Source organism: Flagellimonas crocea (genome assembly GCF_033441595.1).
Lineage (GTDB): Bacteria > Bacteroidota > Bacteroidia > Flavobacteriales > Flavobacteriaceae > Flagellimonas > Flagellimonas crocea.
Map to the genome: position 1 here is coordinate 783,425 of NZ_JAUZVX010000001.1, position 25,948 is coordinate 809,372.

Genomic DNA, 25,948 nt, shown 5'->3' on the forward strand with positions numbered 1-25,948 from the left:
CCTGACTCCTGACTCCTGACTCCTGACTCCTGACTCCTGACTCCTGACTCCTGACTCCTGACTCCTGACTCCTGACTCCTGACTTCTAAAAAAACAAAAAAACCGGAAAAGCACTTGGCCCTCCCGGTCTGTTTTATACTTATTACATATTCTTAATTACAAAAAACAGAAGCACTATATGTAATGGTCCAATTATTTGGTTCGTTTACAAGTGTATTATAGGCGGGAAGACCGTCTACACAAATATTAACTCCTGCTGCACCTAAAGCTGCATTGGGTTGTACCTCTTGGGCGGCCCATCCGATTAAGGTATTGGAAAAGTTCTGTGCGGACATTCCGCTATCGTCCAGCATAAAATTCATGTTTTCCACACTACTAATATCCCAACCGCCCAAGTTTTGGTCATATGAAGTGGCATTAGTGAACATGGCTTCCATATTCGTAACATTGGAAGTATCCCAACCACTAAGATTTCCATCAAAAGAGCTTGCATCGAAGAACATAAACGACATATCGGTAACATTGACGGTGTCCCAACCGCTTATATCTCCATTAAAGGAAGTGGCACCATAAAACATACTATACATATCGGTAACATTTGAAGTGTCCCAATCACTTATGTCCCCATCAAATGATTCTGCACCCATGAACATATATGACATATTGGTCACACTAGAGGTATCCCAACCGCTTATATCTCCATTAAAGGAAGTGGCACTACGGAACATATACGACATATCGGTTACATTGGAAGTATCCCAACCGCTTATATCTCCAGTAAAGGAAGTGGCACCACGGAACATGAATGACATATCTGTAACATTGGATAAATCAGGAGTATCTGTCGCATTATAGACCATATTGGAACAACCAGCGAAAGCATGTTTAAATGATTGCCATTTTATTGCTCCCCATTTTTCTATACTCATCATTTTTTTAGGTGTTTTGCCATACAGATTGGAGTTAAAAAAGGTCATTGTGGGAAAACTACCTTCAATCGCCACGGTATATGTACCTGCTGTCTCATAGATATGTTCAAATCCATGTACTCCCGAATCAATTACATCCTCAACTGTACCGTCGCCCCAATCAATGGTGAAATCATAATCAAAATTAGAATCCACTCCTATTTTTATGGACTCACCATCAACTTCAGTTTTCCAAGTGGTCACAAAGGAGGCTGGGTCCTCGGCCATGCTCTCAATAACGTTTTCCACGGTAATGGTAATGGTGGCGTCTACAGTTTCCTCGCCATCGGTTACGCTTACGGTAATGCTATGCGAGGTCGCGGTCTCGTAGTCCAACATTTTGCCCTCTGCCAAGGTGAGTACACCGCTTTCAGAAACGGCGAACAGGTCGTTGTCGTTCTCTTTCATTGTAAACGTCAAAGCATCGCCGTCCGCATCGGTGGCCACCACTTGGCCAATTTCGTTGGCCTCGGTAATGTCCTCGGCTGCCATGAACTCTTGGTCGGCCATTTCGGGGGCTTCGTTGGTCGGGGTCACCACTTCGGAAGTCACTTTTATGGTGATGGTGGCACTTGCCGTGTCCTCGCCATCGTCCACCTTAACGGTAATGGCGTGCTGCTCCTTGGTGGCCGCATCAAGCGTTTTGCCGCTTGCCAGGCTCAGGTCGCCCGCTGCGGTGATCTCGAACAGGGCATCGGAGTTCGTTGCAATGGAGAAGGTCAGTGCGTCATCATCGGCATCTGTTGCCGTTACCTTGCCGATAACCTCGGTATCGGAAATGGTCTCCGCCACGGTAAAGGTCTTAGCGGTTATTACGGGCACACTGTTCTCGTCCTCGGAAGGGGTTGGGGGGGTTGGACTATCGTCCTTTCCGCAGGACCAGAGCATGGCCACAACAACTACTGAAAAAAGTATCTTTTTCATAATTTATGTTTTTTATAGATTAAATATTCCGGCAAATTCAGGACTTATCGGGAGGTTTTTGGCCACCAATTGACCAATGCCCTGTTTGGATTGATGGGTGATGGGTTTGGGTTGATGAAAATTACGGGTGAAGGGTTGAAAGGTGAAAGGTGATTGGATTGTTCGATTGATGGCCACTGTTAATTGTTGATTGTCAACTGCATACTGCCCACTGATTGTTGACCACCGTTAATTGCCCATTGTTCATTGTAAACTGCCTACTGACCTCCAAAAACAAAAAACCGGAAAAGCACTTGGCCTCTCCGGTGATACAATATCATTTTATGGGCAAGGCGTATCTGTTATGATCCAAGACTCCGTGTTGATCAAGTAGTCCCTTGCGGTGATCATTGCAGCAAAATCGCAATCCACCTGTAAACCAAGAGCCCCTAGTGTTATATTGGATGGTACGTTCCCATCCTGAGCCCAGAATTGGAGTGTAAGGCCATAAGAAGTTGGAGTCATTCCCGAGTTATCCAACATGCCTTGCATATTCGTTACATTCGAAATATCCCAATTGCCAATGTTGCGGTTAAAAGAGGTGGCCCCATTGAACATATTGGCCATCGATTCTACATTACCTGTATCCCAATCAGCAATGTTACCGTTAAAAGATTCCGCATCGCGAAACATTCCGATCATGAAGGTTACATTTCCAGTCTCCCACGCCACAATATTTCTATTGAAGTCGGTGGCATTTTCAAACATCGTCGTCATAACGTCCACATTGGCCGTGTTCCAATTGTCAATATTTCCATTAAAAGCGGTTGCTCCCCTGAACATATTTGCCATATTGACCACATTTGAGGTGACCCAATCATCAAGATCTTTGTTGAATAGAATTGCTCCATCGAACATATATTGCATTTGCGTTACATTCGAGGTGTTCCAATCGCCAATATCGCCATTAAATGAAGTTGCATTTCTGAATGCATGTGACATATTGGTAACGCTCGATGTATCCCAATCATTTAAATCGGCCGTAAAAGAGACCGCATCCATAAACATTCCCTCCAAGCTCGTTACCTCAGAAAGTTTTGGGGAGTCAGAAGCTTGGTAAAACATATTTGTACAATCGGCAAATGCAAAAGAAAAGTCCTTCCAATTGATATTCCCCCATTGTTCAATGCTCATCAATTTGTCTGCCGTGGAGCTATTGATCATTTGAATGGCCGGAAAACCTCCTTCTATGGCCACAGTATATTCACCAGCAACCTCGTAGGTATGCTCAAAGGTCTCGGGATTCATTTGTATAACATCCTCCACAGTTCCATCTCCCCAATCCACGGTAAAATCGTAATCGTAATTACTATTGGCGCCGATCACTATTTTTTCTCCATCGCTCTGTGTTTGCCATTTGGTTACAAAAGATGCAGGATCATCGGCCAAGCCCTCTATAACGTTCAAGACCAAAATTTTTACTGCCACCTCTATAGTTTCCGTCCCGTCCGTAACACTTACGATAATATTATGCTCAGTAGCCGTTTCATAATCAAGGTTCTTACCTGTTGACAGGGTAAGTTCCCCACTGCTGCTTATTTCAAATAATCCGGAGTCATTGGTATGGATTGTAAATACAAGGTCCTCAAAATCGGTGTCCACATCAGCAATCTCAAAGTTATGGATCAATTCATCGTCGGAAATATCCTCACTTACCTCGAAAACATAATATTCGTTGGAAAAGTGGGGCGTACAATCGCAAATGGTTATCTGGGCAGAATCCGCCCTTTCCCCATCCGTAACCGCTACGGTAATACTACGCAACGGCGTGTCCGCCAAATCGAGGGTTTTACCTGCTTTGACTCCCAATAATCCGGTCGCGGCCTCAATCTCGAACATATCATCACTATTGGTGGTGATGCTAAATGTTAGTTTGGTCCCAATGTTCGAATCATAAGCTTTCACGATGCCCACCGCTTGGTCTTCCGTTACAACCTTCTCCTGTAAATTAAAGGTCTGATCGTATATAACCGGGGGTTGGTTCCCAAACGAGCTCGGTCCATCGTCCCTGCTGCAGGACCAAAATAGGGCCACTGCCATTATCCCTAAAAGAAGTTTCTTAATTCCCATAATCAAGATGTTTTTATTTATAAATACAAGCAAGTTTCGGGAGAACTCATCGATTTTCTAATGCTTGATTGACCTATGGGAGCTTTGGATTGACGGTTGATGGGTTTGAGTTGATGGGGGATTGGGGGGAAAGGTTATGGGTTAAAGGTTATGGGAAACGAATGGTTGGATTGTTCTCACCCTGAAGCGGTCCCTGAGCGCCCGCCTGCGGCAGGCAGGTAGTCAAAGGGACAAGAATGGTTGGATTATTGGTTTTGGTTAATTGTAAATTGATCAAAGGTTGGCCCCTACCAATACTTTCAGTTCCTCTTCCAAGCTATACTCTGGAAAAGGCTTGCCCGCTCTGCCGTACCAATATTTCGCATTCCACTTATCCCCTTCTTTGCGGTGCAGATAAGCATGTATCCAACTGCCCATTGAAGAGCTTATTTCCTGCGCAATGTCATGGGAGGATTCCCAATCGCCCTTTGCATCGAACCAAAGGGATTTTAAAGGCTCTGACCAATCGGATGGAGGTGCGTATTGGTCTAAAGTAGCTTCAAATTCTTCGTACGTTTTTGGTATCATGATTCCAACTTTTCCAAAAATTCCTGTTCTGATATGATGGGTACTCCCAAACCTTCCGCCTTGGTACGTTTACTTGGGCCCATATTGTCGCCTGCCACCAAGAAGCTGGTTTTTGATGAAATGGAGGAAGACACTTTACCTCCGTTATCTTCAATCAATTTCTTTAGGTCGTTACGGCTGATGGTCTCGAACACACCCGAAATCACAAACGTATTTCCTTTCAAAAGTTCCGTTTGATTTTCCAACTGCGCTTCGGACAACGAGAATTGTAGTCCGTAGGATTTTAATCGGTCGATAGTTTCCACATTCGCGGGCTCCGAGAAAAAGCTGACCACACTTTCGGCAATCCGTTCCCCTATCTCGTCTACCGCCACCAATTGCTCTTGCGAAGCTGCCATTAAAGCATCAATATTCTTGAAAGCTTTGGCCAGTTTTTTGGCCACCGTCTCCCCAACATATCTTATCCCCAGGGCAAAAAGCACCCGTTCAAACGGAATGGCTTTGGATGCCTGTACTCCGTTCACTAAGTTTTCGGCAGATTTGTCCGCCATCCGCTCCAAAGGCAATATTTGTTCCTTGGTCAAGGTGTACAGATCGGCGTAGTTGCCAATAAGGCCTTCCTTGAACAGTAATTCTACGGTTTCACCACCCAGACCTTCAATATCCATGGCCTTTCTAGAGATAAAGTGTTGGATTCGACCCGTAATCTGCGGCGGACAACCAATGTCATTCGGACAAAAATGTTGTGCCTCTCCTTCCTTTCTGATAAGCTCCGTGCCACATTCAGGACAATTTTCAATGTATTTTGTAGGTTCGGAATCAACTGACCGCTTGGTGAAATCTACCTTTACGATCTTGGGAATGATTTCCCCTCCCTTTTCCACAAAAACCGTGTCACCTTCGCGCACATCGAGTTTGGCAATTTGGTCGGCATTGTGCAACGAAGCTCGTTTCACCGTAGTTCCCGCCAATAAGACAGGTTCCAAGTTGGCCACAGGGGTAATCGCCCCAGTACGCCCGACCTGATACGTAATCTTGTTCAAAATAGTAGTGGCCTGTTCCGCCTTAAATTTATAGGCCATGGCCCAGCGCGGGGATTTTGCGGTATACCCCAGCTCTTCTTGCTGTTGGATGCTATTAACTTTGACCACCACACCATCGGTTTCATAAGGCAAATCGTGACGATGTACTTCCCAATAATCCGCAAACTGCATAACCTCTGCGGTGGATTTGCACAATTTGGCGACCGTCGGTACTTTGAATCCCCAAGAGCGCGCTTTTTCCAATACTTCAAACTGGGATGAAACGCCTAAATTGTCGCCAGCTATGCTGTACAACAAACACTCCAAGGGGCGTTGGGCCACCAAGGCACTATCTTGAAGTTTTAAACTGCCTGATGCCGTGTTCCTCGGATTCATGTAAGCATCTTCCCCAGCTTCAACGCGCTCTGCGTTCATTTTGGCAAAGCCCTCGAGGGTAAGTATGATTTCCCCTCGAATATCAAATTTCGGTGGGTAGTCTCCCTTCAATTGCAAGGGAACCGATTTTATGGTCTTGATGTTATTGGTCACATCATCCCCCTGAAAACCATCGCCACGGGTCACTGCTTTGACCAAAAGCCCATTTTCGTAGGTGAGACTGATGGAAGCCCCATCATACTTTAATTCACAAGTAAACTCCACTTCGGCATCTCCCAAAATACGCTGAATCCGCTTCTCCCAATCCTCCAAGTCCTCCTTGGAGTACGAATTGTCCAACGAATACATCCGATGGTCGTGAACAACCGTCTCAAAATTTTTGGTGACCATCCCTCCCACGCGCAAGGTTGGCGACGTCGGGTCCTTAAATTCGGGATGTTCGGCTTCCAGTTTCTGAAGCTCCTTGAGTTTCGTGTCAAACTCGTAATCGGAAATGGATGGCTCATCGAGCACATAGTATTTATAGTTGTGTTCTCTTAGCTCTTCCCTTAGCGATTGTATTTGTTGCTCAATGTTCATATGTTATTGTTGGGCTGAGTCCTTTAAAATAATAGTTGAGTCTTTCAAATTTAACATTACAGTTGTATCTATTCGATTTCTAGTCACACGAACAACCGTATCGAAACCATATTTAATAAAATTAGAATCCTTTTCCACCATCAAAGATGGCTCCCTACTATCAAATTTTATTGAATGGATATCCTCACTATTTATTTTGATCTCAGTTCTTTTCTCATTACATGAAATAGTAATTGCTAAAATGAATAATGGAATAATGTATCTATTCATTGCATAATCGCCTTTAACATTCTATAGTTGCCAAACATATCTTTTCGCAGTTCAATTTCTGAAAAATTACGGGTATTGAAAAGCGCTTTGGTTTCTTCTGCCAAATATTGATTGATTTCAAAATACAACTTTCCGTTTTCTGAGAGATGATTTTCAGCAAAACCCAGAATCGCCCTGTAAAACAGCAACGGGTCTTCGTCAGATACAAACAAGGCGGTGTCAGGTTCAAAATCCTTTACATTTCTTTGGATTTCATTTTTCTCCAACTCCCTGACGTAGGGCGGATTGGACACGATTACATCAAACTCCAGATTAATTTCAGGATTTAGAATATCCTGATGCAGAAACGTGACATCCACTCCGTTTGACGCAGCATTTTCCTTGGCAACGTTCAACGCACCTTCCGAAACATCCAAGGCATATATTTTCGCATCGGGCAGGTGTTTTGCCAAAGCAATGGCAATGCAACCGCTTCCCGTTCCGATGTCTAAAATCCGTAAAGAATGGTCATTTCGACTCCGCTCAATGACCATTTGGCTCCCTACCCGAGCGGCAGGCGGGCGCTTAGCGTCCGAATTAAACGGTTCGTCCTTCTGACAATCGTCCAAAACCCATTGCACCAACTCTTCCGTCTCGGGGCGTGGAATCAACACGTTTTCATCGACGTGAAGCTCCAAATCCATAAAATGGGCCGTTCCCAAAATATACTGAAGGGGTTTTTCCAATTTCAGTTCAGACAATGCTTCAAAAAGGGGCTGTTCTTCGTCTTTGTTCAACGTGTATCCAGGCTGAATTGCAAGAATGAACCGTTCCAGATTCAGGTAATGTTCAATACAGGAGTAGAAAAAAGAATCAATTTCCTCTTTGGGATAGATCGCACCCAATTCCTTATGGAAAATATCTTTGATTTCTTTGAGGAGCATTACAGTTTTTTAAGCATCCAAACGGGACAGGAATAATGTCCCGTGTTTCCCATGGGGGCGTCGATATAGTCAAAACCGTTCTTTTTATAGAGTTTTTGGGCGGCTTCCATATAAGGCATGGTTTCCAGATAGCAGGCCTCAAAACCGAATTCCTTGGCCTTGTCCAAACAGGCCTCGATCATTTTGGCGCCAAGGCCTTTGCCCCTAGCTTCTTCCAAAAAGTACATTTTTTGAAGCTCGCACACATTGCCATCGTAGTTGTCCAATTTTGCTACGCCTGCACATCCTATTACCTTGCCTTCGTGCTCCACCACAAAATAGGCGGCCTTGGGCACGTTGTAATTGGAATACATATCGTCCAACGCTTTGTCGGCATAAGCCGTGCCCACCTTGGGAACACCCATATCCTCAAAAACCTTTCGTATTACTTGGGCCACCTGTGCGTTGTCTTCGGGGGTTATTTCACGAATCACCGTATCTCCCATTTTTGTGTTTTTATTGTTCTATTTTTGCGGGGTGAATATACATCAAAAATACATCCTTCGCTGCATTGAACTGGCCAAAAAAGGACTGGGAACCACGGCCCCAAACCCTATGGTGGGATGTGTGATCGTTCACAACGATAAAATTATTGGTGAAGGTTTTACAAGTCCCTACGGAGGGCCTCATGCCGAGGTAAATGCCATTAATTCCGTAAAGGATAAGGGTTTGCTCAAAGAAGCATCCCTTTATGTGACATTAGAACCTTGTTCCCATTTTGGAAAAACACCGCCGTGCGCCGATTTGATTGCCAAACATCAACTCAAAGAAGTTTTTATTGGTTTGCAGGATCCGCACGATAAGGTGGCTGGCAAGGGCATCAAAAAATTGGAGGATGCAGGCTGTAAAGTCACGGTGGGGATTCTGGAGGATGAATGCCGCAAACACCACAAACGTTTTTTGACATTCCAAGAAAAGAAACGACCCTATATTATTTTAAAGTGGGCAGAGTCGAATGATGGTTTTTTGGCACCTGACCCCTCCCTACGAGGTGATAGCCCCGAACCTTTCTGGATCACCAATGCCCATTCCAAACAATTGGTGCACCAATGGCGAAGCCAAGAACAGGCCATTTTGGTCGGAACCAACACCGTTTTGGAGGACAATCCCAAGTTGACGACCCGAAACTGGGTGGGCAAAGACCCTATCCGTGTGGTTTTGGACAGGGGTTTGAAAATTGATCCGAGCTATCACGTTTTAGACAAATGCGTGCGGACCATTGTTTTGACGGAGGTCGAAGATGCAACCAAATATATAAGGGGTATTGATTATGCTGTAATCGATTTTTCTCAGCATACAGCACAACAAATCTGTGATGCGCTCCATCAACAAAACATTACCAGCGTGATTATTGAAGGTGGAGCAAAAACGCTTCAAACTTTTATCGATGAAAACCTGTGGGACGAAGCTCGGATATTTAAGGGTGCTATTTCTTTCAAAAATGGATTGCCAGCGCCCAAATTACAGGGCACTTTACAACATCAAACCCAAATACTGACCGATACCTTATCTTTTTATGTCAATGATTAAAAATATTATCCTCGATTTTGGCGATGTACTCATCAACCTGGACAAACCTGCAACAGCGAAGGCGATGGTACAGCACGGCTTTACCGAAGTGACCTCGAACTTGGAAAGTCTGTTTCAGAATTATGAGAAAGGACTTATGGCTTCTTCGGATTTTTTGGATGAAGTGTCAGCACATTTCCCCAAGGCCACTAGGGAGTATTTATTAAAGGCTTGGAATTCCATCCTATTGGATTTTCCCGAGCACCGATTGGAGTTTATTGAACAGCTTGCAGCGGAAAATCAATATAAGATGCTATTGTTGAGCAACACCAACGAACTGCACATGGATCGTGTTAAGGAACAAATGGGCATGGAACGGTTCAACAGGTTCAAAAATGCTTTTGATGTGTTTTATCTGAGCTACGAAATGGGAATGCGCAAACCAGATGCCGAGATTTTCAACTTTGTTTTGGAAGAGAACCAGCTAACGCCCGAAGAGACCTTTTTTGTGGACGATGTTAAGGAAAATACAGATTCCGCAGCCTTTTTGGGAATACACACTTGGAATCTACAGGTGGGCCAAGAGGATATAACCCAACTAAAATCAAGACTGTAAATGGTATACCTGCTTCTTAGTGTTCTGAGCTCTACTTTGATTTTTGTGGCCTTTAAATTGTTCGATGTCTTTAAAATCCAGACACTTTATGCCATCATTACCAATTATGTGGTTGCGTGCGCAGTTGGCTTCTTTTTATATGATGGCCCCGTTGGCGTGAGCGATCTCGCCCATAAACCATGGTTGATCGGCCCTATATTATTAGGAGTACTTTTTATTGTGATATTTAATCTGATGGCCCGTACGGCACAAGTCTCTGGGGTTTCCGTAGCCTCGGTGGCCACCAAGATGTCGTTGGCCATTCCTGTGATCATGGGAGTTTTGCTGTACGGCGAACGTTTAAGTGCTATACAGGTCATTGGGATTGTTTTGGCCCTGGTTGCCGTGTATTTGGCCTCCATAAAAGAGAAAAGCATCAAGATTGCCCGTAAGGCACTTATGCTACCTTTACTGGTGTTTTTGGGATCGGGCGTAATCGATACCAGCATTCAGTATTTTGAGGAAATCCATTTGACCGATGAGGAGATTCCCGTGTTCTCTTCCATGGTCTTTGGCTTTGCAGCCTTAACTGGATTTATATTTATTGGAGCGAAAGCGGTAAAAACTTCATTGAAAGTCAACCTGAAAAATATTTTGGGTGGCATTGCGCTTGGCGTGCCTAATTATTTTTCCATTTATTTTTTGCTTCGTGCCCTGCGTGAGGGCATTTTGAGCAGCGCCGCCATCTTTACCTTAAACAACGTTGCGATTGTAATGGTCTCCACGCTCGTCGGAATATTATTGTTTAAAGAGAAGCTCAGTCTTAAAAATTGGAGCGGTGTCCTGTTGGCCGTTTTGAGCATAATATTGGTAGCTTTGTTCTGATGGAGAAAGAAGAAGATGTTTACAGGACCGTCACCAAACCTTCACCAGAGATTTTATATAAGGACCGAAAGAGTAAATTTTATGCTGAGGTCCATCCCATTACTTCGGAAGATGATGTAAAACCGATTGTGGAGGAACTCCGAAAAAAATACCATACGGCAAATCATGTTTGCTATGCCTGGCAATTGGGCACGGAAAACCCAACGTACAGGGCCAACGATGATGGCGAACCGAACAATTCCGCTGGGATGCCCATTTACGGACAAATACAATCTTTTGATGTGACCAATGTATTGATTACCGTCACTAGAATCTTCGGTGGCACCAAACTTGGGGTCGGCGGATTGATACAGGCCTACAAAATGGCTGCCCAAATGGCGTTGGAAAGTGCCAAAATCGTGCAAAAAACCATTAAAGCGCAAATGCGTTTACAATTTGAGTATCCAGTTATGGATATTGTGATGCGGACCATCAAACAGAAAGATTTGGAAATTGTTTCCCAAAAAATGGAGTTGGATTGTGAACTGGTAATTTCGGTTCGATTAAGCGAATCGGAAGAAATCTTTCAACTTTTCGATGAAATGCACGGTGTCGATGTGATTATGATAGATTGATTGAAACAAGACCGCTTTGCTGTTGGATAAAAGAACGCTGCGCTGCTAGACACTAGAACAAAGACCTCCACATTCCGACTCCTGACTCCTGACTCCTGACTCCTGACTCCTGACTCCTGACTCATAAAAATCAATCTTCCAATTTTTCCAAGATATAATCAGGACATTTTATGGGGCGTCCCGTTTTTTTATCCATAAAGGCCAAAACGGTGTTCGCGGTGGCCAATAACTCCCCTGCCTCGTTCAAAAGGTCATAGTCGAACTCAATCTTGACCATGGGCTTTGATTTCAATTGGGTACGCACCGTCAACAAATCATCATAAACCGCAGACTTTTTGTAGTCAATATGTAAGGAAATTACGGGTAACATCACCCCGTTATCCTCCATGCTTTTGTAGGTGATTCCCATGGCCCTTAACCACTCTACTCGACCCATTTCAAAATACTGCGCATAATTACCGTGGTAAACAACCCCCATTTGGTCGGTTTCTGCATATCGAACCCGAAAAGAATATGAATTTAGACCCATTTTTAACTGAAAAATTATATATTTAGAGGCTTGCTTATTTTGAGGGTAACATGCGAAAAAAAAACAAAACTTTCAATGACAATTTGATTTTTTTTTTAAAAGATTTGTTCACATATTTGTCGCATCCAATAAGCATCTTATAATCCTTTAGATGCTTGCTCTTAAGTATTAAAGCTAACCATAAAAACAAGGAAAAACTTCTATGAGTGCTACTGCTAATTCCGTATGGAACAACTGTTTGGCTTTTATCCAAGATAACATCCAACCGCAGGCATTCAAAACATGGTTTGAGCCTATCAAGCCGATGAAGCTGACCGATAAGGCACTCAGCATTCAAGTACCCAGCAAGTTTTTCTACGAATGGCTCGAAGAACATTATGTAAAGCTTTTAAAAGTTGCCCTAACACGTGAGTTAGGAACCAACGCAAAGCTGATCTACGTGATAAAAATGGAGAACAAATACGGCAACAAGGAACCTTTTACGGAACAGATACCAAGTTCCAACCGTACTGCTGTAGGACCACAGGAGTTGGATGTGCCGATTACCTCCAAAAGTCCCGAACTAAAGAATCCATTTGTTATTCCTGGAATTCGGAACATCAAAATCGAATCCCAGTTAAATCCCAACTATAATTTTGATAATTTTCTGGAAGGCGACTCCAACCGTTTGGCAAGATCGGCCGGGATGGCTGTGGCCAACAAACCCGGAGGAACATCCTTTAACCCTTTGTTGGTTTTTGGTGGCGTTGGATTGGGAAAGACTCACTTGGCCCATGCCATTGGAGTTGAAATAAAAGATAAGTACCCAGAAAAGACGGTACTCTACATTTCGGCGGAGAAATTCACCCAACAATATATAGAGTCCGTAAAAAAGAATACCCGAAACGATTTCATCCACTTTTACCAGTTGATAGACGTACTTATCATTGACGATGTACAATTTCTATCCGGAAAATCTGGTACACAGGACGTTTTCTTCCATATTTTCAACCACTTGCACCAAAATGGCAAGCAGGTAATCTTGACTTCGGACAAAGCTCCGGTGGACATGCAGGATATTGAACAGCGTTTGCTCTCCCGTTTCAAATGGGGTCTGTCCGCAGAATTGCAAAGTCCCGATTACGAGACCCGAGTATCCATCTTGAAGAACAAGTTGTACCGCGACGGTGTGGAAATGCCGGAAGATATTATCGATCACGTGGCCAAGAACATCAAGACCAACATTCGTGAACTGGAAGGTGCCATCATTTCATTGATCGCGCAATCATCTTTCAACAAACGTGAAGTTACCTTGGAACTGGTCCAGCAGGTCGTAGAAAAGTTCGTCAAGAACACCAAGCGCGAAGTATCCATCGATTATATCCAAAAAGTGGTCTCGGATTACTTTGAAATGGATGTGGCCACGCTTCAATCCAAAACAAGAAAGCGCCATATTGTGCAAGCTAGGCAATTGGCCATGTTCTTTGCCAAGAAATTCACCAAGGCATCTTTGGCCAGCATCGGTTCCCAAATCGGAAAACGTGATCATGCAACCGTGCTCCATGCATGCAAAACGGTGGATAACCTTGCGGAGACCGATAAGCAATTCAGAAAGTACATCGAGGATCTGAGCAAAAAGTTCTCCTAATTTTTCACAACATATTTATGAAAACCAAAGTTTTGATGGTCTGCTTGGGCAACATATGCAGGTCACCTTTGGCCGAAGGCATTCTGCAATCCAAAGTGGACCCCGATAAAGTATTTGTGGATTCAGCAGGTACCGCCGGTTATCACGTTGGCAACCCACCTGATAAACGCTCTATTGCCGTTGCACGCAAATATGGTTTGAACATTGCCCATCAGAAGTGTAGAAAATTTTCCAAACAGGATTTTTTGGAGTTTGACCATATCTACGTTATGGACCGAAGTAACTTTTCCGATGTGGCCAATCTTGCCAAAAACCAAGAGGAGGCGAAGAAGGTAAAATTGTTGTTGAGCGAGGTTTCATTAGGGATTAATGAAGTACCCGACCCCTACTATGGCGGGGATGATGGTTTCGAAAATGTATACCAAATGATAGATAGCGCTTGTGAGGCAATTGCGAAAAAACTAAATTAAGCCCATGGAAGAGGAAAAACCTGGTTTGGTAGTGGGCAAAATCTATCTGATTCCCACAGCTTTGGGAGACAACGCTCCCTTGGAGGTGCTGCCCATTTCGGTAAAGGGCACCATTGAAAGGATCAACCACTATATCGTGGAAAACGAAAAGACGGCCAGGCGCTTCATAAAAAGGGTGAGCCCTAGCAAATCGCAACCTGATCTGCATTTACAATCCTTGAACAAGTATACCAATCCAGAGGAGATACCTTCTTTTTTGGACCCTTGCATTCATGGGTTCGACATCGGTGTGCTTTCCGAAGCAGGATGCCCCGGAATCGCTGACCCTGGAGCCGATGTAGTCCGGGTGGCGCATCAAAAAAGAATACAAGTGGTACCGCTGGTGGGCCCCTCCTCTATTTTAATGGCCATGATGAGCAGTGGTATGAACGGCCAGAACTTTGCGTTCAACGGCTATTTGCCCATTGACAACTCAGAACGAAAAAAAATGGTGAAAGGTTTGGAACGATTGTCCCGTGAAAAAGGACAGTCACAAATTTTTATGGAGACGCCATACCGAAATGATAAATTGCTGAAAGAGCTTATAAAAACCCTACAAAAGTCAACCCGACTGTGCATTGCCTGCGATATTACGTTGCCTACGGAGTTCATCTCCACCAAGAGCGTCCACGAATGGAGCGAGATTACGTTGGACTTGGACAAACGACCTACGATATACATTATCCAAGCATAAAAAAAGCCCCGAATTTCGGAGCTTTCTTGTTTTACATCATGCCGTAGTTATACTTTGGCATTTTTCTGTTGCTTGATATTGGAAATGTCGTAGCCCGCAAATTTTTTCATGTAGTACGAGATATTACTTCCGTAAGCATCAGTTACATCGATTTGTCCATAAGATCGTAGATACTTCTTCACGTTTCCGGCCCCGGCCAAATGCGCGGCTGCCAAAATTCCGGACTCGGTTATCTTGATACCGCCCAGGGTCTTTCCATTAAAACGCTTGATGTCCCTTCGTAAAATCCATTTGTTACGGGCAATATTGGCTTCAAAGGCCTTTTCCTGAAGTTTTGGATTGTCCAAAAAATCTTCCGTATCGTAAACACCGATAAGGTTAAGGGTACTGCTACCAAACTGGTATTTACCCAAATAGCCCAATGTGTTTACTCTTTGATATTTACCCTGGGATTCTTTAAAAGCAAGCGCTTCTTTAAAGCCATTGAAAGCTTTACCCAGAAAAGGAGGTGTTACCTCGTCCTCGTCAAGAAGTGGAATGGAATCCAATGGTGCAAAGAATTCCAAATTGGTCGTAACCTTCAATGATTCAGGAATTTCAACATTCCCTCTTTTCATTATGGTATATGAACCAAAACTTGTCAAAACTACGATCATGGCAAGATGTAGAATAAAACCTATCCATCTTTTCATAATGTTCATATTTGTGATCTCAATACATATACGTATCAAAAATCAATTTGGCCGGCAAATATAGGTGGAGTTTGTAGAATGGGTACCTTAAAGCTCATAAAGATTTCTTAAATGAGCCTTAAAATCCGTTAAATGGATGAAAATCAACGATAAAGAGTCTTATCTAAGGACTTTTTGTTCATTCAACCATCGGGTGTACTGTACTTTATTTCGGTTATGTTGCGCCAAGGTTTTGGCAAACATGTGATATCCGAAGTTGGAAACATCGGCCACAAAATAGAGATAATCGTGCTTTTCTGGATTTAAAACAGCGTCTATTGACGTGATATCCGGCATGGTTATCGGACCTGGTGGAACACCTGTGTATTTATAGGTATTGTAAGGTGAGTCCATCTCCAGATCACGAAAAAGGACTCTTTTAATAATGGTGTCGTAATTGCCCGTTTCCTTTTTGATGGCATAGATTACCGTGGGATCGGCCTGGAGCAACATTCCTTTTCGGATTCGGTTCAGGTACACGCCCGCCACTCGCGAACGCTCATCTACTTTGGCGGTTTCTTTCTGTACTATGGCCGCCAGGGCAGTGACTTCATTAGGCGTTAAACCTAAGTTTTTTGCCTTTTGCAGGCGTTCTTGGTTCCAAAAACGATCATATTCGGTTTTCATCCTGTCCCTAAAACTTTTAGCGTCGGTATTCCAGAAAAATTCGTAGGTATTGGGAATGTACATGGCCAGTTTGGTATCGTCATCAAACTTGGATTCCTTTAAAAAACTGGAGTCGTTGAATGTTTCAAGCAAGGACAAACTATCCGCTTCAATCTGTTCCGCTACCCTTCCCGCCAACAGGGCCAATGATTCTTGATTATTGAACGACACTTGAACAGGGAGATTGGCACTTCGAAGCGTATTGATGATATCGTTGTTGTTCATCCCCTTTTTCAGCGCATACTTGCCTGCTTTAATGTTATTGATGTACCCTTTACGTTTGGCCACAGCTTCAAAAGTGGATACATCCTTCAATAAGGGTTCCAAAGAGGTCTTAACATCGGAAAACGTGGCATCTGAAGCAATGTAGACATAGGCTTCATCATTATTGAACTGGGTATTGGGACTAAAAATGGCACTGTAGATTTGGTAGGCCACAAAACCACAAATCAATAAACCAAGGATGGCGGTTGCCCAAAGTACTTTTTTAAGATTCATTAGGGTTGATCTTTTGATACATTATTTCGTTCTTGAACCCTTTACTGGTTCTTATCCATTCTTTTTTGATGCCGATTTCTTCAAACCCCATTTTTTTGAACAAATGGATACTGGCTTCGTTATCTTCCAAAATATTGGCATACAGTTGATGCAAATCCAACGTGGAAAACGCATAATCACTTAAAAGCGACAGAGCTTCAGCTCCGGCACCTTTATTTCTGTTATTAGGCTCCACAATCACAATACCGATACCCGCCCTACGGTGTTTAGGGTCAAAATCGAACAGATCGATCAAACCGATACAGTCATCCTGATGATTGCTGATGCACAATCGCAACTGCTTTACCTCGTAAATATCCCGGTGGGCATTGTCCAAATACAGTTGCAGTACTTTTTTTGAATACGGCTTCAAGGTACCGCTCACCTCCCAGACCGATGTATCGTTTTCCAATTGATAAAGAAAATCGAGGTCGGAAGGCTCCAAGGCCCTAAGGTATACGTGTTTTCCTTTTAGATCGAGCATTCTATGGTTCCTTTAAATACTTGAACGGCCGGACCTTTTAAAAAAATATTGCTGTATTTGCCATCCTTTTTCTCAAATGTAATGGTAAGGTCACCTCCAATGGTATGGATATGCACTTCGTTCGAACTGGTTTTGCCCGATTCATACATGGCCAACGCAACAGCGGTAACGCCAGTGCCGCAGGAAAAAGTCTCGCCCTCCACTCCCCTTTCGTACGTCCGTACATCAAAAGAGTTGTCCTTGGTCTGTTCCACAAAATTGATATTGCTACCGGATTCTCCATAGATTCCGTAGCGGAGTCTTTTTCCTTCCTTTTGTACATCGAACTTTTCCAGCTCCTTTACCATTTGTACATGGTGCGGGGAACCGGTATCCAAAAAACTGTGGTTTTGCTTCTCGTGTATCCTGTCCACATCGATCATCTTCAAGTTAACGATGTCTCCTTCCACGGTAGCATGGTGCAACCCGTCCACCGCATTAAAAGTGGTCTCCTTTTCTATTACTCCAAGGTAGTTGGCGAATGCGACCAAACAGCGGCCTCCATTACCACACATACTGCTTTCGGCCCCATCTGCATTGTAGTAAACCATCTTAAAATCAGACATATTGTCATTTTCAAGAAGGATAAGTCCATCTGCTCCTATGCCAAATCTTCGGTCACAAAGTTCTGCGACCAACTTGGTATTGTTTTTGGGAAATACATGTTGACGGTTATCGATTATTACAAAATCGTTCCCTGTTCCTTGATATTTAAAAAACTGTAGTTCCATAATCATCTACAAAGGAACAAATATATGGGATTCTTTAAGGTTTTTTTTGTAGTTAAAACAGCGTTAAACAAACCAAGCCCGAAATTGAATTCCTTTAATTTTGAAAAAGCTTAATGTTAAATAATTATTGAATTATGAAGAAAATAGCGAGTTTATTCCTAGTATCCGTATTTGCAGGGGCAATTACACTGGGGGCTTACAAATTATTTTTTGAGAAGGAAAGCTATAAATGGGTCACCTCAGGAGAAGAAGTACCATTTGTGACGACCAGTAACTTGGATACTTCGGCCAAAGGCGCCGGAATCAACGAAGTTGATTTTACCTTGGCCGCCGAAAAAACGGTCAACTCTGTGGTTCACGTAAAAAATATGACCCTTACAAGTAGAGGTCCATCCAGTATAGCGGAATTCTTTTATGGTTATGAACGCCAACAGACCCCACAAGTGGGGACAGGGTCCGGCGTAATCATTTCACCCGATGGATATATTGTAACGAACAACCACGTAATTGCGAATTCGACCGAATTGGAGGTCACCTTGAACAACAATAAATCTTACGAAGCAGAAGTCATTGGAGCGGATGCAGAAACAGATATTGCACTTATAAAGATTGACACTGAGGAGGCACTGCCCTATTTGGCCTTCGGAGATTCCGACAACGCAAAAATTGGCGAGTGGGTACTTGCCGTGGGAAATCCTTTTAACCTTACCTCTACGGTAACTGCCGGGATTGTGAGCGCCAAGGCAAGATCTTTATCGCCCAGAAGGTCACAATCCTTTATACAGACCGATGCAGCCGTTAACCCAGGAAACAGTGGGGGGGCCTTGGTAAATACCAATGGGGACTTGATCGGAATCAATACCGCCATTACTTCGCAAACAGGCTCCTATGTAGGATATGCGTTTGCTGTTCCCAGTAATATTGCCAAAAAGGTGGTAGAGGATATCATGGAATTTGGAAATGTTCAAAAAGGATTGTTGGGCATTAAAGGTGGAGACCTAAATCCTGAAGCAGCCATGGAAATGGGCGTTGATGACCTAGAAGGTGTTTATATTGCAAGTGTTGAAGAAGAATCCGGTGCCGATGAGGCAGGCTTGGTCGAAGGCGACATTATAAAACAAGTGGACAACATTACGGTGCGTAAATTTTCCGAACTCTCTGGATATTTAAATTCCAAAAGACCTGGCGACATTGTAGAGGTGACCTTGAAAAGAGATGGTAAAAGTATCGTTAAAAATGTAACCCTGAAAAAACAGCTTAGCATTATATTGCCCGGTACAGGATTCACTGTTAAAAATCTGTCCAAGGCGGACCAGAAAAACTTTGGAATCTCCAAAGGAGTCAAAATTACCGATGTTCCCGAAACTTATTCCAGATATGGTCTGAAAAATAAAGTCATTATCGAATTGGACGGTGAACCCATCAACAATATTGATGATGCCAAGGAACGTTTCAGTGAACTGCCCAGATACGGAAGAACCAGTTTTACCATGATCAATGAAAATGGTGAAAAAGAACATATGATCCTTCAATAAAGTGCAAAAAAGACACTTAAAAGCGCCTTGGAACGGGGCGCTTTTTTTATGTCCATATGCTTTACGAAAACGTTTGAAATATATATTTTTGCCGCAAAATAAACTATACAACTGCAACCATAACCATGAGCGACATTTCATCATACGAAAAGGAACTTGCCTTTCAGGCAGATAGACGAAAAGCAACTACTGAATTCATCAAAATCATTAGCGATCTATGGTACGACAAGGCCATTGAGGTGGTATTGTTCAAAAACCAGATCATAGATAAAAATGTAAGCGACATTATCAACCTGCACGAATATGCAGGGGAGTTTGTACAAAAACCCATGTCCATTTTTGATTCTGTTGAAATATTAAGGGCCATCAACGACATCAACCTCCCTCCTGCCAAACTTGATATTGGAAAATTGACCTACGAGTACAATTCCAGCCAAAACACGCATCTTAACGTAAAGGCTTTTGTAATCGATAAATTAAAGGATGCCCAATCCTCCAAGGCCATAAAGCCCAAGGATGTGGTGTTGTACGGTTTTGGACGAATTGGACGCTTGGTGGCCAGGGAGCTTATGGCAAAGACCGGACGTGGCAGCCAGCTCAGGTTGCGTGCGGTGGTAATACGCGGGCCCTTGGACCGTGAAACACTCGAAAAAAGAGCTGCTCTCCTAAAAACCGACTCCGTTCACGGCCCATTTACAGGAACCGTGGATGTAGATGAAAAAAAAGAGGCCCTTATCATCAATGGTACCACGGTAAAATTCATAAGTGCCGACCGTCCCGAAGATATCGATTACACCAAGTTCGGAATTTTCAATGCACTGGTCATTGATAATACCGGGGCTTTTAGGGACAACAAAGAACTATCCAGACATTTAAAATCCAAAGGGGCCAGCAAGGTGCTTTTGACCGCACCCGGTAAGGAAGTACCAAACATCGTACACGGGGTCAACCATAAAGATTTTGACCCTGACAAGACCAAAATATATTCAGCGGCCTCCTGCACTACCAATGCCATAACCCCTATCTTAAAAGTAATCGAAGATTCGTTGGGCATCAAAAAAGGGCACTTGGAAACCATACATGCCTATACCAACGACCAAAATTTGGTGGACAACATGCACCAAAAGTACCGTCGGGGCCGTGCAGCCGCCCTGAACATGGTGATTACCGAAACTGGAGCCGGTGAGGCAGTTGCCAAGGCACTCCCCTCACTAAAAGGAAAACTGACCTCAAACGCCATAAGGGTTCCCGTTCCCAATGGCTCTTTGGCCATTCTGAATTTGGAAGTAAAGAACAAAACCTCAAAAGAAGGTATTGATACCATCATAAAAAAATATGCCCTGGAAGGGGACTTGGTGGAGCAGATAAAATATGCCTTGAGCAACGAGCTCGTTTCTTCGGATATCGTAGGGACCACTGCCCCATCCATTTACGACAGCAAGGCCACCATTGTTTCGCCCGGGGGCAAAAACGTGGTGCTCTATATTTGGTACGATAATGAGTATGGTTATTCGCATCAAGTAATCCGATTGGCAAAATATATAGCAAAAGTTAGGCGTTATACTTATTATTAATGGAGAGCGAATTGTTCAAAGAAGCCATTTTCTTTTTTTAATATTGGTTTATTGATGTAATTTCGTCCCACCCTTAATCTAAATGTAACACGAGAACACAATTGAACATGAAGCATTTACGAATTTTATTTGCAGTTGCCCTACTTGCACCCTACTTTTCTTCCTTTGCACAGGAGGAAACCTCTGATGAGCCTCAGGACATGACCATTAAAGGTCAGTTTGAGGTTATGGAAAGACAGTCCACCAACTATAGGTCGGGAAATGGCGTCCCCTATGAAGTCGTTAAATTGTCCACGCTCAACGATTTAAAGAGCAATATTTTTGATACCATCAATTCGGCGTATGAATCCATAAAGGATCTTTCCGCAACCATTACTGCCAACAACGCCGAAATCGAAGACCTGAACAACAAATTACAGGACACCACCAATAAATTGAACACGGTTACCGAAGAGAAGGACAGTATTTCATTCTTTGGTGCCCTGATCAGTAAAGGGACCTACAATTTTATTCTATGGTCCATTATTTTTGGACTGTTACTATTGTTGTTGTTCTTTATATACAGGTTCAGAAACAGTAATTTCTTGACCCAGCAGGCCAAATCGGCCCTCGCTGATCTAGAGGAGGAATACCAGAACCACCGAAGAAGAGCCTTGGAGCGCGAGCAAAAAATAAGCCGACAGCTTCAGGATGAGTTGAACAAGCAGAAAAAATAAGAACCAAGGCTTCCAAATGGAAGCCTTTATTTTTGCAAGAGAGTTGATTTAGGTTTCATTACTTTTGCCGTTAATTCAACAACAGTACCCATGCGGATTGATATTATCACAGTGCTTCCCGAACTCTTGAAGAGTCCTTTTGATGCATCCATCTTAAAGCGTGCCATAGAAAAGGGGTTGGTAGAAGTCCATTTTCACAATCTAAGGGATTATACCACCAACAAATACAAGCAGGTCGATGATTACCAGTTTGGTGGGGGCGCAGGCATGGTGATGATGATAGAACCGATTGATAAATGCATCTCCAAATTGAAATCCGAAAGGGAGTATGATGAAATCATTTACATGACTCCCGATGGCAATACCCTAAATCAAGGAATGGCCAATGAGATTTCCATGAAAGAGAACATTATTGTACTCTGTGGTCATTATAAAGGTGTGGACCAACGGGTAAGGGATATGTTCGTGACCCGTGAAATTTCCATTGGCGACTATGTGCTGTCCGGCGGTGAACTGGCAGCGGCCATATTGTGCGATGCCGTCATACGATTGTTGCCCGGTGTATTGAACGACGAAACCTCTGCCCTAACGGATACTTTTCAAGATAATTTATTGGCTCCTCCGGTGTACACCCGTCCGGCAGAATACAAAGGCGTGAAGGTCCCGGAAATATTGTTGAGCGGTAACTTTCCCAAAATTGAAAAATGGAGAGAGCAAAAGGCCATGGAAAGAACAGAGGAAAGAAGACCCGACCTTTTGAAAAAATAAGCAGCAAACCGTTCCAAAAAGGTAAAAAACCACTTGCTATTTCTAAATATTGCATTACTTTTGCAATCTCAAAATCAACCTCTGACGAAATACGTGAAAGTTGGTCTTGTAAAAACATTAAAAAAGATACAAATGGAATCGTTAATAAAATTTGTTGAAGACGAATTTGTTCCAAAAAAAGAATTTCCAAAATTTTCAGCTGGTGACACCATCACTGTTTATTACGAAATCAAAGAAGGTGAAAAAACACGTACCCAGTTCTTCAAAGGTGTAGTAATACAGCGCAGGGGAAGTGGAGCCACCGAAACTTTTACCATCCGTAAAATGTCCGGTACTGTGGGCGTGGAAAGAATTTTCCCGGTCAACATGCCTGCTTTGCAAAGAGTTGAAGTAAACAAAAAAGGTAAAGTACGTAGATCTAGAATCTTCTACTTTAGAGGTCTTACCGGTAAAAAGGCCCGTATTAAAGAAGTTAAAGGATAATCCAAATCCTGAACAAACTGAAAAAGCACCCGAAATCGGGTGCTTTTTTTATGAACAATTGTTAATAACCATGGTTTATATCGTGTTGATTTTTAATCCTTTATAAACTTGCAAAATCTGGTTTTCCGTACTACTTTAGACAAAGATATAATAGTGGTACCATCACGACGATATCGATTTAAAGTTGACGTTCTTTAAACCTGTGGATTTCCTTTTTTGTAGTTGGTAACACTACTAATCACTAAAAGGAATTTCAAATTGGAAGATGCTTTGCAAAATCCGAGGAGAAACAATAAGTTTTATGTGCGAACGGAAGAGCAATTTTTCGTTTTGATAAAATTTAGGAACACCACAGCACACTTTGAAGCATGTAGTTTAGTTGAAAGATTAAGAACATCGCAAAGTAAACGTCGAAGGGGCAAAGATGCAGTGAAATAGACTGTAGTTAGGTACCACCTAGCAAATCTTAGTCCTATCTGAAAGCCATATCCTTAGTAAAAACAGGGATATGGCTTTTGTTTTTAACAAATTCCTGCCAAAATCCAACACTTTTACCAATATCCATTCGTTCTTCACCGTCCATAAATTGTATATTTGCAACCGCTCAAACAAATACATATAAATGGCTAAACTTTATTATACCAAAACGGATGAGGCTCCAGCCTTAGCAACATTATCTTTCCTACCCATTGTAAAATCTTTCACCGAAACCGCCAATATTACCGTAGAGACCAAGGATATTTCTTTGGCCGGTAGAATTGCCGCCATGTTTCCAGAATTGTTGACCACGGAACAGCAAATACCCGACGACCTGTCAATTTTGGGCGAACTTGCCAAAACCCCGGAGGCCAATATCATCAAACTTCCGAATATCAGTGCTTCTATTCCACAATTGAAGGAAGCTATTGAAGAATTACAAAAGAAAGGCTATAAACTGCCCGATTATCCGGACGAGCCCAAAACGGATGAGGAAAAATCCATAAAGGCAAAATACGATAAAGTAAAAGGTAGTGCTGTAAACCCTGTTCTCCGCGAAGGGAACTCGGACAGGCGAGCACCAAAGGCCGTAAAAAATTACGCAAAGGCGCATCCCCATACCATGGGCGAATGGTCCTCCGATTCCAAGACACATGTGGCCACCATGTCCCACGGAGACTTTAAATCCAACGAAAAATCGTTGACCCTATCCAATGCGGACGAAGTCCGTATCGAATTGGTAGGGACGGACGGTAGCACCACCGTGCTCAAGGACAAGCTTGCCCTTCTAAAAGGTGAGGTTATCGATGCCACGGTGATGAGCAAAAAAGCATTGGTGGAATTCTTGACCAAAGAAATCGCCGATGCAAGGGAAAAGGGCATCTTGCTTTCCCTGCACTTTAAAGCCACTATGATGAAGGTCTCCGACCCCATCATTTTTGGTCATGCTTTGGAAGTATATTTCTCTGAACTGTTCAAAAACTACGGGGATACTTTTGAGAAATTGGGAGTCAATCCAAACGACGGACTGGAAACTTTGTTCGATAAAATTGGAAAACTGCCCGAAGATCAACACAAAGAAATCGAGGCGGCCATCAAGGCTAGCATTGAAAATGGACCTGATTTGGCAATGGTAAACTCTGACAAGGGAATTACCAACCTTCACGTACCAAGTGATGTGATTATCGATGCATCCATGCCCGCCATGATCAGAAATTCCGGTAAAATGTGGGACAAGAACGGAGAGCTTCAGGACACCAAAGCGATTATTCCCGACAGCAGCTACTCCGGAGTGTACCAGGCCACCATTGATTTTTGCAAAGAGCACGGCGCTTTCGACCCTACAACGATGGGAACAGTTCCCAATGTTGGTTTAATGGCCCAGAAAGCGGAGGAATATGGTTCCCACGATAAAACCTTCGAAATAGAAAAAGCCGGAACGGTAAAAGTGGTAAATGCTGCTGGCGAAACATTGATAGAGCACGCCGTGGAAGAAGGCGACATTTGGAGAATGTGCCAAGTTAAGGACGCCCCAGTCCAGGATTGGGTAAAATTGGCCGTTTCCAGGGCAAGGGCCACAGGTACCCCTGCCATTTTTTGGTTGGATGAAAATAGGGCCCACGATGCCGAATTGATCAAGAAAGTAAATCTTTATCTAAAAGACCACGATACATCTGGATTGGATATTAGGATTCTTTCCCCCATCGAAGCTACCAAGTTCACCTTGAAGCGCATGAAAGAAGGAAAAGATACCATCTCCGTATCCGGTAACGTATTGCGGGATTATTTGACCGACCTCTTCCCTATTTTGGAAGTTGGAACCAGTGCAAAAATGTTGTCCATTGTTCCTTTGATGAACGGTGGAGGATTGTTCGAGACCGGTGCAGGTGGTTCAGCTCCCAAGCACGTAGAGCAATTTTTGGAAGAAGGTCACTTGAGATGGGATTCGTTAGGTGAATTCTTGGCATTGGCCGTTTCGTTGGAATTCTTTGGAGAAAAGAACAATAACCAAAAAGCACAGGTGCTTGCCGATGCTTTGGACAAGGCAACCGAAGAATTCTTGAACCAGGACAGGTCACCATCCAGAAAGGTAAACGAAATAGATACCCGTGGAAGCCACTTCTACCTTGCATTGTACTGGGCAGAGCAATTGGCCAAACAAGACAAGGATGGAGAACTAAAAACCATATTCGGCAAAGTTTATGAGGCGATGTCCGCTAACGAAGCGAAAATTACCCAAGAATTGATAGATGCGCAAGGTTCGCCAGTGGATATTGGAGGATACTATCTCCCAGACCCAGAAATGGCTTCAAAGGCTATGCGACCCAGTTCAACCTTGAACGGTATTTTGGATTCCATTGGATAATCAAAATAGAATAGAATGACATGTAAAGGCAGCCCAAATTAGGCTGCCTTTTATTTTTCAATACGACAATGTTAAAATAAACG

At 43.2% G+C, this 25,948-nt stretch carries 24 protein-coding genes; 13 read left to right on the top strand and 11 right to left on the bottom strand.

The window, feature by feature from the left end; all coding sequences use genetic code 11:
• Window positions 1–152: 152 nt before the first annotated feature.
• The 6 genes from SD449_RS03615 to SD449_RS03640 form a co-directional block, all read right to left on the bottom strand.
• Window positions 153–1,892 (bottom strand): BspA family leucine-rich repeat surface protein, encoded by a 1,740-nt coding sequence (locus SD449_RS03615; protein ID WP_318308806.1) that lies wholly within the window; start codon window positions 1,890–1,892, stop codon window positions 153–155.
• A gap of 321 nt (window positions 1,893–2,213) precedes the next feature.
• The gene (locus tag SD449_RS03620) at window positions 2,214–4,001 is read right to left on the bottom strand and encodes a BspA family leucine-rich repeat surface protein (RefSeq protein WP_318308808.1); all 1,788 of its coding nucleotides are present in this window, start codon (window positions 3,999–4,001) and stop codon (window positions 2,214–2,216) included.
• Between the two features lie 273 nt (window positions 4,002–4,274).
• On the bottom strand, window positions 4,275–4,568 hold the full coding sequence (locus SD449_RS03625; RefSeq protein ID WP_318308809.1) for a hypothetical protein: 294 nt from the start codon (window positions 4,566–4,568) through the stop codon (window positions 4,275–4,277).
• Window positions 4,565–6,565, bottom strand: coding sequence for an NAD-dependent DNA ligase LigA (ligA, locus tag SD449_RS03630; RefSeq protein ID WP_318308810.1), 2,001 nt, complete (start codon window positions 6,563–6,565; stop codon window positions 4,565–4,567). Before ligA ends, SD449_RS03625 begins: the two co-directional genes overlap by 4 nt.
• Window positions 6,566–6,831: 266 nt before the next feature.
• Window positions 6,832–7,758 carry a peptide chain release factor N(5)-glutamine methyltransferase gene (prmC, locus tag SD449_RS03635; protein ID WP_318308811.1) on the bottom strand — a complete coding sequence of 309 codons (927 nt, stop codon included), beginning with the start codon at window positions 7,756–7,758 and terminating at the stop codon, window positions 6,832–6,834.
• Window positions 7,758–8,243: a GNAT family N-acetyltransferase gene (locus tag SD449_RS03640; protein WP_225604665.1), complete on the bottom strand. Its 486-nt coding sequence runs from the start codon at window positions 8,241–8,243 to the stop codon at window positions 7,758–7,760. Before SD449_RS03640 ends, prmC begins: the two co-directional genes overlap by 1 nt.
• A 31-nt stretch (window positions 8,244–8,274) precedes the next feature.
• Here SD449_RS03640 and ribD point away from each other — a divergent pair, with 31 nt between their 5' ends.
• The 4 genes from ribD to SD449_RS03660 are packed head-to-tail and all read left to right on the top strand — an operon-like array spanning window position 8,275 to window position 11,400.
• On the top strand, window positions 8,275–9,327 hold the full coding sequence (gene ribD / locus SD449_RS03645) for a bifunctional diaminohydroxyphosphoribosylaminopyrimidine deaminase/5-amino-6-(5-phosphoribosylamino)uracil reductase RibD (protein WP_318308814.1): 1,053 nt from the start codon (window positions 8,275–8,277) through the stop codon (window positions 9,325–9,327).
• Window positions 9,320–9,922, top strand: coding sequence for an HAD family hydrolase (locus SD449_RS03650; protein ID WP_318308815.1), 603 nt, complete (start codon window positions 9,320–9,322; stop codon window positions 9,920–9,922). The genes ribD and SD449_RS03650 overlap by 8 nt, the downstream gene beginning before the upstream one ends.
• A complete protein-coding gene (locus tag SD449_RS03655; protein ID WP_318308816.1) occupies window positions 9,923–10,786 on the top strand; it encodes an EamA family transporter in 864 nt (287 codons plus the stop codon).
• Window positions 10,786–11,400, top strand: a complete 615-nt coding sequence (locus SD449_RS03660) for an IMPACT family protein (protein ID WP_318308818.1) — start codon at window positions 10,786–10,788, stop codon at window positions 11,398–11,400. Before SD449_RS03655 ends, SD449_RS03660 begins: the two co-directional genes overlap by 1 nt.
• Before the next feature lie 130 nt (window positions 11,401–11,530).
• Here the strand turns inward: SD449_RS03660 and SD449_RS03665 are convergent, their stop codons facing one another.
• Complete coding sequence (locus SD449_RS03665; RefSeq protein ID WP_225604668.1) at window positions 11,531–11,929, bottom strand: acyl-CoA thioesterase; 399 nt, start codon at window positions 11,927–11,929, stop codon at window positions 11,531–11,533.
• Between the two features lie 202 nt (window positions 11,930–12,131).
• Here SD449_RS03665 and dnaA point away from each other — a divergent pair, with 202 nt between their 5' ends.
• Genes dnaA through SD449_RS03680 form a run of 3 tightly spaced genes read left to right on the top strand, consistent with a single transcriptional unit; the run spans window position 12,132 to window position 14,759 of the window.
• Window positions 12,132–13,556 (top strand): chromosomal replication initiator protein DnaA, encoded by a 1,425-nt coding sequence (gene dnaA / locus SD449_RS03670; protein ID WP_318308820.1) that lies wholly within the window; start codon window positions 12,132–12,134, stop codon window positions 13,554–13,556.
• 17 nt (window positions 13,557–13,573) lie between these two features.
• The gene (locus SD449_RS03675; RefSeq protein WP_318308821.1) at window positions 13,574–14,026 is read left to right on the top strand and encodes a low molecular weight protein-tyrosine-phosphatase; all 453 of its coding nucleotides are present in this window, start codon (window positions 13,574–13,576) and stop codon (window positions 14,024–14,026) included.
• A 4-nt stretch (window positions 14,027–14,030) separates the two neighbouring features.
• The gene (locus tag SD449_RS03680) at window positions 14,031–14,759 is read left to right on the top strand and encodes an SAM-dependent methyltransferase (protein ID WP_318308822.1); all 729 of its coding nucleotides are present in this window, start codon (window positions 14,031–14,033) and stop codon (window positions 14,757–14,759) included.
• Window positions 14,760–14,806: 47 nt separating this feature from the next.
• On the opposite strand, the gene SD449_RS03685 is transcribed toward SD449_RS03680, so the two are convergent.
• The 4 genes from SD449_RS03685 to dapF form a co-directional block, all read right to left on the bottom strand.
• Window positions 14,807–15,451, bottom strand: coding sequence for a hypothetical protein (locus tag SD449_RS03685; protein WP_318308824.1), 645 nt, complete (start codon window positions 15,449–15,451; stop codon window positions 14,807–14,809).
• Between the two features lie 159 nt (window positions 15,452–15,610).
• A complete protein-coding gene (mltG, locus tag SD449_RS03690) occupies window positions 15,611–16,654 on the bottom strand; it encodes an endolytic transglycosylase MltG (RefSeq protein WP_318308826.1) in 1,044 nt (347 codons plus the stop codon).
• Window positions 16,644–17,177: a GNAT family N-acetyltransferase gene (locus SD449_RS03695; RefSeq protein WP_318308828.1), complete on the bottom strand. Its 534-nt coding sequence runs from the start codon at window positions 17,175–17,177 to the stop codon at window positions 16,644–16,646. Before SD449_RS03695 ends, mltG begins: the two co-directional genes overlap by 11 nt.
• Complete coding sequence (gene dapF / locus SD449_RS03700; RefSeq protein ID WP_318308830.1) at window positions 17,165–17,947, bottom strand: diaminopimelate epimerase; 783 nt, start codon at window positions 17,945–17,947, stop codon at window positions 17,165–17,167. The genes SD449_RS03695 and dapF overlap by 13 nt, the downstream gene beginning before the upstream one ends.
• A gap of 134 nt (window positions 17,948–18,081) precedes the next feature.
• Between dapF and SD449_RS03705 the strand changes: the two genes are divergently transcribed.
• The 6 genes from SD449_RS03705 (at window position 18,082) to SD449_RS03730 (ending at window position 25,865) form a co-directional block, all read left to right on the top strand.
• A complete protein-coding gene (locus SD449_RS03705; protein ID WP_318308831.1) occupies window positions 18,082–19,482 on the top strand; it encodes a trypsin-like peptidase domain-containing protein in 1,401 nt (466 codons plus the stop codon).
• A gap of 125 nt (window positions 19,483–19,607) precedes the next feature.
• Window positions 19,608–21,056 carry a glyceraldehyde-3-phosphate dehydrogenase gene (locus SD449_RS03710; RefSeq protein ID WP_318308832.1) on the top strand — a complete coding sequence of 483 codons (1,449 nt, stop codon included), beginning with the start codon at window positions 19,608–19,610 and terminating at the stop codon, window positions 21,054–21,056.
• Window positions 21,057–21,163: 107 nt separating this feature from the next.
• Window positions 21,164–21,772 carry a tRNA (guanine-N1)-methyltransferase gene (locus SD449_RS03715; RefSeq protein ID WP_318308833.1) on the top strand — a complete coding sequence of 203 codons (609 nt, stop codon included), beginning with the start codon at window positions 21,164–21,166 and terminating at the stop codon, window positions 21,770–21,772.
• Between the two features lie 90 nt (window positions 21,773–21,862).
• Complete coding sequence (trmD, locus tag SD449_RS03720; RefSeq protein ID WP_318308835.1) at window positions 21,863–22,540, top strand: tRNA (guanosine(37)-N1)-methyltransferase TrmD; 678 nt, start codon at window positions 21,863–21,865, stop codon at window positions 22,538–22,540.
• A 132-nt stretch (window positions 22,541–22,672) separates the two neighbouring features.
• On the top strand, window positions 22,673–23,023 hold the full coding sequence (rplS, locus tag SD449_RS03725; RefSeq protein WP_014031354.1) for a 50S ribosomal protein L19: 351 nt from the start codon (window positions 22,673–22,675) through the stop codon (window positions 23,021–23,023).
• 622 nt (window positions 23,024–23,645) lie between these two features.
• Window positions 23,646–25,865, top strand: coding sequence for an NADP-dependent isocitrate dehydrogenase (locus SD449_RS03730; protein WP_318308840.1), 2,220 nt, complete (start codon window positions 23,646–23,648; stop codon window positions 25,863–25,865).
• Window positions 25,866–25,948: the final 83 nt, after the last annotated feature.